Annotated in this window: 15 protein-coding genes and 2 pseudogenes; 6 read left to right on the plus strand and 11 right to left on the minus strand. The window is 67.7% G+C overall.

Features of this window, described 5'->3' with window-relative positions; genetic code table 11:
• Positions 1-9 precede the first annotated feature (9 nt).
• The 5 genes and pseudogenes from IEY60_RS36405 to IEY60_RS24555 all read right to left on the minus strand — a co-directional run bounded on the left by IEY60_RS36405 (position 10) and on the right by IEY60_RS24555 (position 3737).
• Positions 10-312: an aquaporin gene (locus IEY60_RS36405; RefSeq protein ID WP_308426133.1), complete on the minus strand. Its 303-nt coding sequence runs from the start codon at positions 310-312 to the stop codon at positions 10-12.
• A 192-nt stretch (positions 313-504) separates the two neighbouring features.
• A pseudogene (locus IEY60_RS36410) lies at positions 505-597 on the minus strand (aquaporin family protein); the annotation flags it as partial.
• A 250-nt stretch (positions 598-847) separates the two neighbouring features.
• Positions 848-1699: an SDR family NAD(P)-dependent oxidoreductase gene (locus tag IEY60_RS24545; protein ID WP_189032719.1), complete on the minus strand. Its 852-nt coding sequence runs from the start codon at positions 1697-1699 to the stop codon at positions 848-850.
• A 27-nt stretch (positions 1700-1726) separates the two neighbouring features.
• A complete protein-coding gene (locus IEY60_RS24550) occupies positions 1727-2929 on the minus strand; it encodes a fatty acid desaturase family protein (protein WP_189032721.1) in 1203 nt (400 codons plus the stop codon).
• A gap of 115 nt (positions 2930-3044) precedes the next feature.
• Positions 3045-3737 carry a TetR/AcrR family transcriptional regulator C-terminal domain-containing protein gene (locus IEY60_RS24555; RefSeq protein ID WP_189032723.1) on the minus strand — a complete coding sequence of 231 codons (693 nt, stop codon included), beginning with the start codon at positions 3735-3737 and terminating at the stop codon, positions 3045-3047.
• Between the two features lie 143 nt (positions 3738-3880).
• On the opposite strand from IEY60_RS24555, the gene IEY60_RS24560 reads away from it, so the two are divergent.
• Together IEY60_RS24560 and IEY60_RS24565 are read left to right on the plus strand one after the other, a co-directional pair.
• Positions 3881-4792, plus strand: coding sequence for a DUF5994 family protein (locus tag IEY60_RS24560; RefSeq protein ID WP_189032725.1), 912 nt, complete (start codon positions 3881-3883; stop codon positions 4790-4792).
• 57 nt (positions 4793-4849) lie between these two features.
• Positions 4850-5008: a hypothetical protein gene (locus tag IEY60_RS24565; RefSeq protein WP_189032727.1), complete on the plus strand. Its 159-nt coding sequence runs from the start codon at positions 4850-4852 to the stop codon at positions 5006-5008.
• A 46-nt stretch (positions 5009-5054) separates the two neighbouring features.
• Here IEY60_RS24565 and IEY60_RS24570 read toward each other — a convergent pair whose 3' ends face one another.
• The 4 genes from IEY60_RS24570 to IEY60_RS24585 all read right to left on the minus strand — a co-directional run bounded on the left by IEY60_RS24570 (position 5055) and on the right by IEY60_RS24585 (position 7987).
• A complete protein-coding gene (locus tag IEY60_RS24570; RefSeq protein ID WP_189032729.1) occupies positions 5055-5651 on the minus strand; it encodes an ABC transporter permease in 597 nt (198 codons plus the stop codon).
• A gap of 28 nt (positions 5652-5679) precedes the next feature.
• Positions 5680-6702: a medium chain dehydrogenase/reductase family protein gene (locus IEY60_RS24575; RefSeq protein WP_189032732.1), complete on the minus strand. Its 1023-nt coding sequence runs from the start codon at positions 6700-6702 to the stop codon at positions 5680-5682.
• Between the two features lie 73 nt (positions 6703-6775).
• Complete coding sequence (locus IEY60_RS24580; protein ID WP_189032734.1) at positions 6776-7345, minus strand: TetR/AcrR family transcriptional regulator; 570 nt, start codon at positions 7343-7345, stop codon at positions 6776-6778.
• A gap of 33 nt (positions 7346-7378) precedes the next feature.
• A complete protein-coding gene (locus tag IEY60_RS24585) occupies positions 7379-7987 on the minus strand; it encodes a TetR/AcrR family transcriptional regulator (protein ID WP_189032736.1) in 609 nt (202 codons plus the stop codon).
• Between the two features lie 121 nt (positions 7988-8108).
• Here IEY60_RS24585 and IEY60_RS24590 point away from each other — a divergent pair, with 121 nt between their 5' ends.
• The 4 genes from IEY60_RS24590 (at position 8109) to IEY60_RS24605 (ending at position 11385) form a co-directional block, all read left to right on the plus strand.
• The gene (locus tag IEY60_RS24590; RefSeq protein WP_189032738.1) at positions 8109-9128 is read left to right on the plus strand and encodes a crotonase/enoyl-CoA hydratase family protein; all 1020 of its coding nucleotides are present in this window, start codon (positions 8109-8111) and stop codon (positions 9126-9128) included.
• Between the two features lie 77 nt (positions 9129-9205).
• A complete protein-coding gene (locus tag IEY60_RS24595; protein ID WP_189032740.1) occupies positions 9206-9379 on the plus strand; it encodes a CsbD family protein in 174 nt (57 codons plus the stop codon).
• Between the two features lie 23 nt (positions 9380-9402).
• Complete coding sequence (locus IEY60_RS24600) at positions 9403-10242, plus strand: DUF1206 domain-containing protein (RefSeq protein WP_189032742.1); 840 nt, start codon at positions 9403-9405, stop codon at positions 10240-10242.
• A gap of 84 nt (positions 10243-10326) precedes the next feature.
• Positions 10327-11385: a fused (3R)-hydroxyacyl-ACP dehydratase subunits HadA/HadB gene (locus IEY60_RS24605; protein ID WP_189032744.1), complete on the plus strand. Its 1059-nt coding sequence runs from the start codon at positions 10327-10329 to the stop codon at positions 11383-11385.
• A 13-nt stretch (positions 11386-11398) separates the two neighbouring features.
• Here the strand turns inward: IEY60_RS24605 and IEY60_RS35945 are convergent.
• A pseudogene (locus IEY60_RS35945) lies at positions 11399-12517 on the minus strand (serine hydrolase domain-containing protein).
• Between the two features lie 123 nt (positions 12518-12640).
• A complete protein-coding gene (locus IEY60_RS24620; protein WP_189032750.1) occupies positions 12641-13480 on the minus strand; it encodes a helix-turn-helix transcriptional regulator in 840 nt (279 codons plus the stop codon).
• Positions 13481-13546: the final 66 nt, after the last annotated feature.

Here is a 13546-nt window from a genome sequence, read left to right on the forward strand (position 1 = left end):
GGTGCCCTTTCAGTGATGCGAGCTCGCGGCGCGCGGGACGACGGCATTGTCGGCAGCGTCGGCCGCCGAGCGTCGATACAGTGCGACGATCAACGCGAGTCCCAGTGCCGCACCGAGGATCTGGGCGGCGATGAAGCCGGGCGCCGACCCCGGCGCGATGCCGGCGAAGGTGTCGGAGAAGATCCGGCCGATGGTGACGGCCGGGTTGGCGAAGCCGGTGGAACTGGTGAACCAGTAGGCGGCGCCGATGTAGGCCGCGACCGCGGAGGCGGACAGGGCGGCGCGACCGCTGCGGGCGAGGGCGAAGATCACCGCGATCAGCCCGCGGTGGCGACGACCTCGCCGACCAGGTGGCCGTTGGTGATCCGGTCGTTGGTGGAGATCTGCCAGGCGCCCAGGTCGAACATGATGTTGGCCAGGACGGCGCCGCAGATCGCCCCGGGAGACCTGAGCGAGCACGTAGAAGGCGACCCCGACGAGGTCGAGGCCGGTGCCGTGCCGTCGCCCGAGTAGCCAATCGGCAAGGGAGACCACGGGATTGAAGTGCGCGCCGGAGACGGGCCCGAAGACCAGGATCAGCACACCGAGCCCGAACACGGTCGCGATCGAGTTGGCCAGCAAAGGCTCAGCAGCCGCAACCGCGCCGGATCCGACAGCGCCTTGAACACACCCGCCAGTTCGGCGGCCGACTCGGCGGACAGCGGTTCACGGGCGAGCGGAGCGACCTCGCACGGCGATGCATTCACCGACGACAGCGGCAGGGGTGGATTCGACACTCATCGATATTGATGGATATCGAACCCGTTGGCGAGCAAACAACGGGTGAACCCGTTCCCGGGCGGTGCGGTCAGGAGACGTCGGGCGCTAAATCGCGCCTGATGCGCGTCACCATGCCTTTCGCGAATTGCCTCCCGAGCGCGGGTGAGATCCGCTCCAGGTACCAGAGCATCTTCCCCCACCTGGGCACCACGATGATCGCCTCTCCGCGAAACACCCCATGCAGTGCGCGTTCGGCGAGCTTCTCCGGCGCCAGCGGCCGAAACCGCTCCCAATAGCCGAGGATCTTCTCCTCGCTGACGCCGTTCATGTTGATCCGGCCGAACTTGCCGCCGGTCAGAATCGGGGTCCGGATCACACCGGGGCACAGCACCGACACCTGCACGCCGTGCCGCTGTGCTTCGGTGCGCAACGTCATCGACAGGGCGACGACAGCATGCTTGGTGGCGCAATAGCTGCCCTGGCCCGCGGTCGTGATGAGCCCGGCGATCGAGGCGGTATTCACGATGTGTCCCGAGCGCTGTTCGATCATGACCGGATAGACAGCCTGGATTCCGTGCACGACGCCGCGCAGGTTGACGTCGATGACGTCGTTCCAGTCATCCAGTGAGTAGGAGTCGATCTCACCGCCGACCCCGATACCCGCGTTGTTGAACAGGAAGTCGATCCGCCCCGACCGGCGCACCGTCTCGTCGACGGCTTGCTGGACCGACGGGTAGCTGCGCACATCGACTTCGAGCGCATGCGCCTTTCCGCCGCGGCTGCGCAAACGGTGGGCCAGCTCCTCGGCGGCCTCCCCCTGGCGATCGGCGAGCCATACTTCGGCGCCCGCATCGATCAGCGCGCCGGCAAGCGCGGCTCCGATGCCGGAAGCACCGCCGGTCACCACTGCGATCTTCCCCGACGCGCTGGTGGTCGCCATACAGCGGAATTGTATTCCGCTGTTCCGTCACGAGTCCACCACTGCGCCGCGGCGCAGGGCGGTGCGCAGTCCGCGCCGGATCGGTCCCGGTTCGGTGGGCGCCGTGGCGGCGAACTTGCGTTCGGAGGCCGTTTCGGGGGCGTCGTCGCTGGTCGCCACGAGGAACGAGTCGGGGAAGGCGAGTTTGTTGATGGTGCGCAGGCTCAGCAGGTACTGCCGGGGCAGCGGGCCGGTGGTGTAGGGCAGGTCGTACTTGTCGCACAGCGCACGCACCCGCACCGCGATCTCGGCGTAGCGGTTGCAGGGCAGGTCGGGGAACAGATGATGTTCGATCTGATGCGAGAGATGGCCGCTGAGGAAGGCCATCACCGGCCCCGCGTCGAAGTTGGCGGTGCCGAGCATCTGGCGCAGATACCACTCGCCGCGGGTCTCGTGCTCGATCGCGGCGGGGGTGAATTTCTCGGCGCCGTCGGGGAAGTGACCGCAGAAGATGACGACGTAGGCCCAGAGGTTGCGCAGCGCGTTGGCGGTGATGTCGGCGGTGAGGGTGCGCCGCCAGCGCCGTCCGCTGAGGATCGGGAAGAACAGGTAGTCCTTGGCCGCCTGCCTGCCGATCTTGCGGACCAGGGCCCGGGTGTGCGTGGCCTTCTCGGCGTCGGTCGGCGCGCGGTCGCGCTCGGAGTACAGCCCGTGCAGGGCGATGCCCCACTCGAAAGTGGCTGCCAGGAACAGGTTCTGGAGCGGTTGCAGGAGCAGGCGCGGGCGCCACTGCTGATCCCTGGTGACGCGCAGGACGCCGAATCCGACGTCGTCGTCCATGCCGACCACGTTCGTGAACATGTGATGGCGGTAGTTGTGCGAATACCGCCACTGCGCGGAAACCCCGGCCATATCCCATTCCCACGTGCGGGAATGGATTTCGGGATCGTTCATCCAATCCCATTGGCCGTGCGACACGTTGTGCCCGATCTCCATGTTCTCGATACTCTTGGCCGTGGCCAGCGCCGAGGTGCCCGCCAGCCAGCCCAGCCGCGACCCGGTGCAGGCCAGCAGCAACCGCGCGCTCGCGTCGAGAATTCTCTGGAACGCGATCGTGCGCCGGATGTAGTCGGCGTCGGGGGTGCCGCGCCGCTCCTCGATGTCGCGACGGATCGCATCGAGTTCCTCGCCGAGCGCCTCGACATCGGCTTTGCTCAGGTGCGCGTAGACTGCGACTTCGGTAATGGCCATGAGGCTCCTCGCCTGGTCGTAGCATTGATTCTACGGACTTCTACAGCGGTCGTCTACAACGTAGACAAACGACATAGACGTAACCCGTCGTGCGGCGCGGTCGGGCGTGAGGGGGTCAGAGGGCCGGGTCCGGGAGTGTCGCGGTGAGGCCGGTGAGCAGGATGTCGAGGCCGCGTTCGAGTTCGGCGGCGCCGTCGTAGGCGGCCAGCGTCGGGGCGAGTTCGCGCACCAGCGGGAACTCGGTGATCGGCAAGCGGTGCAGGCCAAGGCGCAGGACCTCGTCGGATTCCTCCGGCCGTTCCACCACTTCCTGGAGCTCGTTGAGCACGTGTCCGTAGAGGAAACCGAACAGGGCGCGGTAGATGTGCAGCGCGTCGGCGCCGGTGAAACCGGCCCGGGTGAGCAGCTGCAGGATGTGCTCGAGCGGGCGGACCACCGCGACCGGGCGCATGCCGAGCGGAGTGGACAGCGGCCGGGTCACCAGCAGCGGGACGACATTCGGGTGCGCGAGCGCCACCGCGCGGAACGAGCGGGCCACCGCGCGCAGCTGGGTCGCCCAGTCGGGGTCCTCCGCGTCGACCACCAGCTGGTCGAACACCATCTCGGCCACGCCGTCGAGCACGGCCGCCTTGTTCGGCAGATGCCGGTAGATCACCATCGGGTCGCGCCCGACGGCCTCGGCGAGCCTGCGCATCGACAACCCGTCGACGCCGTCGCGGTCGACGATCATGAGCGCGGCGGACAGGACGGACGCCCTGGTCACCGCACCGACGGGACGGCGGGCGCCATCAGTCGAATCCGCGGCCATGGCGGCACCTCCGTCTGTTGGTTGTGGTTGCCAGTGTAGACCTACAACGTTGACAAGGGTGGGATATCGGCGTCTACTTGAGTAGTACAGGTCCCCGGAGCTGATACCGATTCCTCGGATCCCGGACGAAAGGACCGAACATCATGCGCATCCGCGAAGACCATCGACCCGGCCCCGCCGCCGCGCCTGCCCGTCATCAGGTCCCGCCGCTCTACACCCCGCGGCTGCGGATGCGGTCACGCTCCTCGGGCGACCGATACATCGACGGCGCGTGGTGGCCACGGTCGGACGACCTGGCCGCCGAACTGCCCGATCTGCTCGCGGTGCTGAGTGTGCGGCTCGGCCCGGTCTGGCGCGTCGTCTACGACCCGTCGTGCTGGGCGCAGGCGCCTGCGCGGACCACGATCGCGGGGGAGACGGTCCGGCTCGACTCCTACCACTTCGAACTGTGGAACACGATGTATGTGTTCGGCCGCGACGCGAGCATGCTCGTGCTGCAGGTGATCCCCGCCGACACCGACGAGCACGTCGCCCACGAGGCCCTGATGGCCGCCGCATCCGATGCCGCCGAACCCGAAGCGCCCCCGGAAGCGCCGGAGCGTCCGCGCAACATTACCAACCACCGGGCCATGGGCGCGCCCGATCAGGACCGGCAGCCGTTCGGCATCCCGACCCGTACCCCGCGACTTCTGTTGCGCGCCCACGAAAGTCACGCCGAACTGTTCGACGGCGCCTGGTGGCCGCGGACGGCGAATCTCACCGCCGAACTCCACGACCTGATCAGCGCGCTCACGCCCCGCCTCGGCCGGACCGCGCGCATCAGCTTCGACTGGAACGCGACCAGCCGCAACCAGCGCCGCATCGACCACCCCGACGACGTCGACCTGCAGGTCCCAGACGTGGACCAGCTCCCCGACACCATGCACCTCGTCGGCGTCGACGGCGTCCACCTCACCCTGCTGGTGATCGCCGCCGACACCCCGGCCGACGTCGCCAACGCCCAGCTCCTGCACGCCGCAGGCCGGGTCGGTCACCATCCGCCCGACGTCGGCTGACCTCGCGTCATGCGTGCTCAGCCGCCGCCGTCGCGGCACAATCGAGGGATCTCCGTCATGACCGAAGAACCCGGCCTCGACTCGGAAACACCGTTCGTCCGCTGGCCCGACCCGAGCCCCCTGCAGTCCTGGTGGGCCGACATCATGGCCGGCGGTTCCCCGAACCGGCCCCAACGCGCCGTCAGCCGGGCCCGGCCACGCCTGCGACCCGCCTGAACAAGAACCGACGCCCCGCCCGGTATCGCCGGGCGGGGCGTCTTGTTCAGGCGGCGACGGCGCGGCGGCGGGGTTCGAGTGCCGCGGCGACCAGGTAGCTGCCGCCGCCCGCGATGGCCAGGACCCAGTAGGGGCTCGCGCCGTCGAGGAACAGGGCGGCCGAGGAGGTGAGGGCCAGCCAGGCGCCGAGAGCGTATTGCAGGACGTCGCGGTAGGCGGCGCCGCCCGCGAGGTAGAGCAGGCCGACGATGAGGCCGGAGCCGGTGGGCCACAGCAGCATCTTCAGATCGTCTTGGGCCAGTGCGGAACTCAGCGCGGTGATGACGAACAACAGCGCGCCGAAACCGATCAGCCAGGACACGGCGAGCAGATTACCGACCACCGCGTCCTTGCCGGTGACACCGCGCTGGGCCCTCATCGTCACGATGCTGGTGACGACCATCGCGATCGCCAGCCCGGCGATCAGCAGCACGCTCGGCACCGCGGCAGGCAGTCGCAGGACGGGATCGTCGCCGTGGGACAGGGCATACGCGCCGTGACCGAGCAGCCACGCCATCCCGAAACTCAGGTACGACGGACGGTTGTCGAGCAGGACGCGCAGCGCGGACGGACGGGTCTCGGTGGTGGAAACATGCTGGGACATAACGGTTCTCCTGTGCGGTGGTGGGGATTCAGGGGACGATGACGACTTTGCCGACGACGGTGCTCGACTCGGCGAGTTCCATGGCGCGGGCGGCTTCGGCCAGCGGGACGTGGGCGGCGACCTGAGCGCGCAGGTCACCCCGCGCGGCGAGATCGAAGACCTGGCCCAGGTCAGCGGTGATACGGGCGCGGAAGGCTGCCCGGTTGCGCTTGCCCGCCCACAGATTGAAGAAGTACGCACTGCGCTTGTTGGGCAACGCGTTCCACAGCAGGATCCGGCCGAGCAGCTTCAGCACCGGCAGTCGCGAATTGCCCGCGTCGTTCTTGGTGGCCGCGGTGCCGTAGGAGACCAGCGTGCCGTGCGGCGCGAGCAGTGCGAACGAGTCGGTGATGCCGGAGCCGCCGACGTGATCGAACACGGCATCCACGCCATCGGGAGCGAGTGCCCGGACCTGCTCCGGCACATCGCCGCGATAGTCGACCCAGCTCGCACCGAGCGCCCGCACGGCCTCGGCATTGCGCGCCGACGCGGTCCCGATGACATGAATTCCGTTGGCGCGGGCCAGCTGGACCAGCGTAGAGCCGACCCCGCCGTTGGCGCCGTGCACCAGCACGGTCTGCCCCGCCCGCACCTTCGCGGTACGGAAGAGCATTTGCCAGGCCGTGATCCCGTTGACGACAAAGGTTTCCGCCTCGGCGGCATCGAGCGACGCGGGCACCGTCACCAGGTCGGCCGCGTCGAGCACGACATGGCTGGCCCAGCCGCCGATCTTGGTCAACGCGGCGACCCGTGTGCCGATCAGGCCCGGGTCGACAGCGGTCCCGACCGCGGTGACGGTGCCGACCAGGTCGTAGCCGGGCACGAAGGGAAAGGCGGGCTGGTCGTAGTACTTGCCGCGCCGCATCTGCTGCTCGGCGAAGGAGACACCGCTCGCCTCGACCCGGACGAGTGCTTGCCCCGCGCAGGGCTCGGGCAGATCGCGCCGGGTGACCAGCAGGCCGTCGGGTTCGACCCGGCCGGGCAGGACGATTTCGGTGGCGGTGGTGGACATGAGAACTCCTAGTGTGTGACTGGTCAATCACTTGATGGGTCGAAAAAATGCCCCGCGAGGGGGCGGTCAGGGGTCAGTGGGCTCGAGGGTGGCGGATACCCGCGGTGACGATCTGGGCCCAGGGACTGTCGTCGCCGTCCAGGCCGAGGGTGGTGATCAGGTGGCAGAGCTGCCCGAAGGCGATGAATCGCTGGACGTACTCGTCCGCGGCGCCCGAGCGCTGTTTGGCGAGGTCGGTCACCCTGGCCAGCCCGTCCCGCATCGCCGCGCCGATTTCCGGCACGTCAGCCACGGATTGCGCGTGGACCTGCAGCATCAGCAGGCTCTTGTCGCCGATGAGCTCGGCGTAGGCCCCGCCCATGTCGTAGAGGATCTGCTCGGGACTCTCGGCGTTCGACCGCGCCGCGCCCGCCGACATCGCCGCCACGATCCGGTCGAAGCACCGCTCGAGCGCCGCGACGAACAGTGCGACCTTGCCGGGGAACAGCTTGAACACGTACGCGGGCGAGATCTGAGCTGTCGCCGCCACCGTGCTGATCGGCGTGCCGTGATAGCCGGTCCTGGCGAACTCGATGATCGCGGCATCGACCACGGCGTCGCGCCGCAGGTCCGATCGGGAGAGGGTGACTCCGCTCTTGCTCATGTGAGTGACTGTACACTCACTCTTTCTGGAGCGTCAAGGGTGCAGGGGATCCTGGTCGACGAGCAGTGTCCGGACGATGGCGGCCCACTCGCGCAGGGTGGCACGGGCCGATTTCTCGGAGGTGTGCAGGACCCGGCCCGCCACGGTGCCGCGCAGGACGGTGATTGTGAGATCGCGGATCACCGGATAGCGCGGATGGGCCACCACCTCGGGTCCGAACAGTTCGTCGACGACGCGGACGAGGTCGCGGCCCGCGGCGCGTTCCGCGTGCTGGAGTGCGGCTGCCAGGTCCTGGTCGGTGCGGGCGGCGGCCCACAGCTCCAGTTCGGCTTGGGCCGCGGGGCGCGTCATCGACTCGTAGAGGGCCGCCAGCGCCCGGTCGACCGGGTCGGCGTCCGCGTCGAACCGCGCGGCCGCGGCCAGCGCCGCCTGTTCGTTGCGCTGGACCAGGTTCTGCACCAGGGCTTTCGACAGCTCGGCGATGGTCGGGAAGTGGTGCAGCAGCGCGCCGCGGCTGAGTCCGGCCGCTTCCTGGACGGCGACGGTGGTCAGCGCGGAGTAGCCGCGCCGCACCAGCAGGTCGGTCGCCGCGTCGAGGATGCGGGCTCGGGTGGCCTGCTTCTGTTCTTCGCGCGTCGCCAAGTCGGGCCCTTCTCGTCGTCGGCCGAGAATTTCACAGTCACTATTGACTGTGAGTGCTCCGACCCGCCATGCTTTCGACAGATTCTCCCTCCAGGCACTTCGCATCCAGAAGGACCCCACCGTGTCGAACAGCAGCACGAACTCCGGCGAACAGCCCGCACCCTGGTACGAGAACTGGACCGAAGGGCCCGATTCGCCGTGGCGGCATCGTCCTGATCCGGACTTCGAGCGGGAGTACTCCACGCTCACCTACGAGCGGGACGGGCGGATCGCCAGGATCACGTTCAACCGGCCGGACAAGGGCAACGCGATCACCCCGCACACCCCGCGGGATCTGGCGCACGCGGTGGAGCGGGCCGACCTGGACCCGCGCGTGCACGTCATCGTGGTGTCCGGGCGCGGCAAAGGGTTCTGCGGCGGCTACGACCTCGACATGTTCGCCGAGCAGGGCTTCGCGGGCGCGGACGGACCGGACGAGGTCACCGGCACCGTGCTCGATCCGGTGGTCAACGCCGTCAACCACAATCCGCAGGGCACCTGGGACCCGATGATCGACTTCGCCATGATGAGCCGGTTCACCAAGGGATTCGCCAGCCTCATGCACGCGAACAAGCCGACCGTCGCGAAGCTGCACGGCTTCGCGATCGCGGGCGGCACCGACATCGCGCTGCACGCCGACCAGATCATCTGCGCCGACGACACCAAGATCGGCTACCCGCCCACCCGCGTCTGGGGTATCCCCGCCGCGGGCATGTGGGCGCACCGCCTCGGCGATCAGCGCGCCAAACGCCTGCTGTTCACCGGCGACTGCATCAGCGGCAAGCAAGCCGCCGAATGGGGTCTCGCGGTCGAATCCTGGCCCGCCGAGGAACTCGACGAGCGCACCGAAGCCCTGGTCGAACGCATCGCCCGCATGCCGGTCAACCAGCTCATGATGGCCAAGCTCGCGCTCAACTCCGCCCTCAACACCCAGGGCGTCGCCAACTCGGCGATGGTCAGCACCGTCTTCGACGGCATCTCCCGCCACACCCGCGAGGGCTACGCCTTCCAAACGCGCGCCGCCACAGCCGGATTCCGCGAAGCGGTCCGCGAACGCGACGACCCGTACGGCGACCACAAACGCGCCCAGTTCGAGCGCTGACTCCACCGCGCCGTTGACTCCGGTGGAATCGCGGCGAACACTTGGTGTAACACAGCCTGAGAAAGAGTGGCACTGCCATGAGTATCAGCAAGAAGATCGCGTATTCCGCCGAGGCCACCAAGGGCAGGATCAAGAAGGCGTTCGGTCGAACCACGCGCAACCGGACCCTCGAGGTCGAGGGCAGGGCAGATCAAGCCAAGGGCAACCTGAAACTGTCCGCCGCCAAGATCAAAGACGCCTTCAAGCGCTAGATTCCGGCACGAGGGCGACCATCATGCCTGACAACGCTGCCTCCCGACCGTCCTCCGGCACATCGTCCACGGACGTCGCCCGGGTGGCTCAGAACAGTGTCTTCGAACGATTCGCCCGCGCCGGTTTCGTCATGAGCGGCCTCGTGCACCTGATCATCGGCTATATCGCCATCCGGATCGCACTCGGCGGCCCCGGGGGAACCGCCGATCAATCGGGGGCCATGACGGAGCTGGCCGCCAAGCCCGGTGGTGTCTTCGTGCTCTGGGTGGGCGTCGTCGCGTTCTCGCTGATGGCGCTGTGGCGGTTCGCCGAAGCGGCGCTGGGCAGCTCGTCCGAACCCGAAGCCGACAGCAAGAGATCCGAGGCATTCAACCGGGTCAAGGCATTCTCCCTGGCCGTCGTCTATCTCGCTTTCGCGCTCTCCGCGTTCGGATTCGCCCGGGGCGCCGGCAAGTCGAGCAGCGAGCAGAGCATGGGGATCACCGCGCGCATGATGCAATCCAGCGCGGGCACGATCGCCCTGGTCGCCGCCGGGCTGATCATCATCGCGATCGGCGGCTATCACGTCTACAAGGGTGCGACCCAGAGCTTCCTCGACGACCTGAAAGGGCCCACCAGCGACCTGGTCCGACGGCTGGGCACGGTCGGCTACATCGCGAAAGGGCTGGCCGTCGCCGCCATCGGACTGCTTGTGATCCTCGCGGTCAGCCGCTCCGAACCCGGGCAAGCCGCCGGCCTCGACGGTGCGTTCAAAACCCTCGGAGCACAACCCTACGGAGCGGCTCTGCTGATCGCAGCGGGCCTGGGGATCATCACCTATGGCTTCTACAGTTTCGCCATGGCGCGCTACACCAAGATGTAGCCGTCTCGGCCGTCGTCGCGGTGGTCGACACTCCGAACCCGAGTGCCGCGATCGAAAGACACACGGCTACTAGTCTTTCTGCCCATGGGGTCGACCAGCGGAAAGGCCGTGGATGCACCGGCCGCGAATTCCGCGGAGCGGTTATCGAGCATGGTGGGGTGCAGCTATCGCGCCGAGGACGTCTATGTGGTGGGGCGGGAGAAGATCCGTGAGTTCGCGCGCGCCGTCCAGGACACCCACCCGGTGCACTGGTCGGAATCCGCGGGCGTGGAGTACGGCTACGGTGGGCTGATCGCGCCGCTGACGTTCTTCTCGATCCCGGCCTTCCGGGCTCAGCTCGCGATGTTCGACGCGGTCGCCGGTGGCTACGACCTGAGCCAGATCATGCAAACCGATCAGGTCATCAACTACTACAAGCCGATTCGTTCCGGTGACGTCTTGTCCTTCGACGTCGGTCTCGAGTCGTTTCGCCAAGCCTTCGGCGGCGAACTCTTCGAGTTCAAGACAGTGATCACCGACCAGCACGGCAATACCTCGATCATCTCGCGGACAAGTTTCGTCGGTCGATCCGCGGCCACCGCGAGCGCGACTCCGTTCGGCGACAAACTGGTGATGCAGGGCTTTCGGGATATGCGTTCGCATACCGACCTGGCACTGCGAGCGCCCGATGGACCGCGCCCGGAGACCCTGCCGCGAGTCGAGCCGGGCGCGGGGAGTCATGCGCTTGCCTTCGAGTCCGTCGCGGTGGGCGATCAAGTCCCACCGCGACTGATTTCACTCACCCCCGGCGACCTGGTCAACTACGCCGGCGTGGCCGGCGACCCGAACCCCATCCACTGGCACCACGAAGCGGCACACGCGGTGAACCTGGAAGCCCCGGTTGCCCACGGCATGCTGACGGTCGGCCTCGGAGCGGGATACCTCACCTCGTGGCTCGGTGACCCCGGCGCCGTCATCGAATGCGCGGTCCGGTTCACCAGCCCGGTCTACGTCACCAGCGCGGGCGCGACCATCGAATTCTCGGGGACGGTGAAGTCCATTGATCCGCACAGCCGGACAGCCGTCGTGGCCATCACCGCCAAATGCGAGGGACGCAGGATCTTCGGCCGCGCGACGGCCACGGTCCGCCTGCCCGCGGCCTGAACGACCGTGGTCCTCAGTCGCAGAGCGCGTCACCGACCAGTTCGGCTGCTCTTGCTTCCTGCTCGATCATCTTCTCGGGCAGGGCCGTGGTCTGTGAGATGACGATGCTGCGCTTCCCGTCAGGGGTCACTCCGTCGCTGGTGATGAATCCGGCATCGCCGCCACCGTGGCCCCAGTATTCGCCGCCGCAGGTGAGCGGGCGCTTCACCAGGCCAAGACCGTATCGACCACCAGGCCAGAGAATTTCGACCTTCTCATCGATCGCGACGGTCGTCTTCATCTGCTCCAGCTCGGCGGGCCGCAGCAGTCTGCCGCCGAGCAATGCTCGGTAGAAGGTGTTCATGTCGGCGGTGGTGGAGATCATATTCTCGGCGCCGTCCAGGATTTCGGTGGTGTCGACGAATTCGCCGCTGCCGGCGAACACCGAGTAGGCGCGGGCATGCGGGTCGGGCAGGGTGGTGCTCCGGCCCGGCTACACCGAATGCCGCATGTCCAATGGCCGGAAGATCCGATGGTCGATCTCGGCTTGCCAGCTGTTGCCGGTGATTTTCTCGATGACGGCCTCCGCGAGAAGGAAGTTCGTATTCGAATAAGCCCACCCCGCACCGGGTTCGAAAGCGGGAGCCATCGCCATGGCTCGCTCGATCAACCCGTCCCGGGAGTATGAGTCGAATCGGTGTTGCAGATACTGTTCTTTCGAATCGAAGCCGGGATAGTCGTCCAGTAGCCCGCTGGTGTTCTGGAGCAGCTGGCGGATCGTGATCTTCCGGCCGTCGATCTCGTGCCCCGCTCCGGTGCCCTTGACGACCCCGGGCAGATGCTTCTCCACGCTGTCTTCGAGGGACAACTTCCCTTCGCCGACGAGTTGAAGGACCACCGTGGCGACGATGGGTTTGGTGGCACTGGCAATCCGGAAGTACCCGTTACCCGGCACCGGCCGATTCGTCCCGACCTCGGCCACGCCGCTGACGACGACCGTGCTCCGGCCCGTGCTGTCCACCGCGCCGGCCTGCGCTCCGCTGACGCCGAGCGCCGTAATCGCATCCAGGCCGCGCTGGAGATCGGCCGAACTATCGCCGGCCGACGGCGCGCAAGCCGGAACACAGAACACCAAAGCCGCAGCGCCGCACATCAACAGACGATGACGAGCCGTAGGGCGCCGTCGTTGCTCCCGAACGAACACAGTTCTCTCCTGACGTCACTCCTGACGCTAGCGCCTCGTCGGGAGTGGTCGACCACTTCGCTCAGGATCCGGTCAGCGGAGCATCTCGGTGCTGACGACGGAGAGCAACTGCAGCTTCTCGTAGCTCTCGCTGCCGGGTGTCGCGGTGTAGACCAGCAGCAGATGTGACTGCTCGGGGTCGAGCAGGGTCTGGCAGTGCAGCTCCATGGCGCCGACCTCCGGGTGGCGGAAACGCTTCACGTCCCGGGGGTGCACCCCGACTTCGTGGGTGTGCCACAGGGTCCGGAACTCCTCACACTCGGCGAGCAGGAGGTCCGCGTAGTGCGCGGCGCGGGAATCGGGACCGCGGCGCGTGGCGACTTCGCGGAGCCCGGAGACGAACATCCGTGACAGGAACGGGTGATCCTCCGGCGCGTACCGCTCGCGTTCGGCGGGATCGGTGAACCAGCGGTAACCGATGCTGCGGGCGGGGCCGGTGTGGCGGGTGGTGTCGCCGGTCAGGGCGATCCCGAGCGGTGTCTGCCGCAGTGTCTCGCCGAGTTCGGTGACGATCTCGGCAGGGGTGTCCCGGAGCCGGTCGAGGATGCGCAGCATGCCGGGGCTGATGTGCTCACTGTCCGAGCCGCGCGCGGGCGGGGTGTGGCCCGCGAGGCGGAACAGGTGGTCGCGTTCGTCGAGGGACAGGTGCAGGCCCTGTGCGATCGAGGCGATCATCTGTTCCGACGGCTGCGGACCGCGTTCCTGCTCCAGTCGCGCGTAGTAGTCGGTCGACATGTGACACAGGACGGCGACCTCCTCGCGCCGCAATCCGCTCGTCCGGCGCCGCTGACCGCGTGGCAGCCCGACATCCTCGGGCTGCAACGACTCCCGGCGCTGCCTGACGAATTCGGCCAGCCCCGCACGATCGATCATCGGAGTGCTCCCTTCCGCGACTGGTTTCGGTTCTACCGTCCGGGCCTGGTGGTATCCACGGATCGT

This window comes from Nocardia rhizosphaerihabitans (assembly GCF_014646295.1).
GTDB classification, from domain to species: Bacteria; Actinomycetota; Actinomycetes; order Mycobacteriales; family Mycobacteriaceae; genus Nocardia; species Nocardia rhizosphaerihabitans.

Bases quoted from the DNA above. Each gene is read 5' to 3' on its own strand.
- IEY60_RS24545 (WP_189032719.1), bottom strand. From the start codon at position 1,699: ATGGCGACCACCAGCGCGTCGGGGAAGATCGCAGTGGTGACCGGCGGT.
- IEY60_RS24550 (WP_189032721.1), bottom strand. From the start codon at position 2,929: ATGGCCATTACCGAAGTCGCAGTCTACGCGCACCTGAGCAAAGCCGAT.
- IEY60_RS24555 (WP_189032723.1), bottom strand. From the start codon at position 3,737: ATGGCCGCGGATTCGACTGATGGCGCCCGCCGTCCCGTCGGTGCGGTG.
- IEY60_RS24560 (WP_189032725.1), top strand. From the start codon at position 3,881: ATGCGCATCCGCGAAGACCATCGACCCGGCCCCGCCGCCGCGCCTGCC.
- IEY60_RS24565 (WP_189032727.1), top strand. From the start codon at position 4,850: ATGACCGAAGAACCCGGCCTCGACTCGGAAACACCGTTCGTCCGCTGG.
- IEY60_RS24570 (WP_189032729.1), bottom strand. From the start codon at position 5,651: ATGTCCCAGCATGTTTCCACCACCGAGACCCGTCCGTCCGCGCTGCGC.
- IEY60_RS24575 (WP_189032732.1), bottom strand. From the start codon at position 6,702: ATGTCCACCACCGCCACCGAAATCGTCCTGCCCGGCCGGGTCGAACCC.
- IEY60_RS24580 (WP_189032734.1), bottom strand. From the start codon at position 7,345: ATGAGCAAGAGCGGAGTCACCCTCTCCCGATCGGACCTGCGGCGCGAC.
- IEY60_RS24595 (WP_189032740.1), top strand. From the start codon at position 9,206: ATGAGTATCAGCAAGAAGATCGCGTATTCCGCCGAGGCCACCAAGGGC.
- IEY60_RS24600 (WP_189032742.1), top strand. From the start codon at position 9,403: ATGCCTGACAACGCTGCCTCCCGACCGTCCTCCGGCACATCGTCCACG.
- IEY60_RS24605 (WP_189032744.1), top strand. From the start codon at position 10,327: ATGGGGTCGACCAGCGGAAAGGCCGTGGATGCACCGGCCGCGAATTCC.
- IEY60_RS24620 (WP_189032750.1), bottom strand. From the start codon at position 13,480: ATGATCGATCGTGCGGGGCTGGCCGAATTCGTCAGGCAGCGCCGGGAG.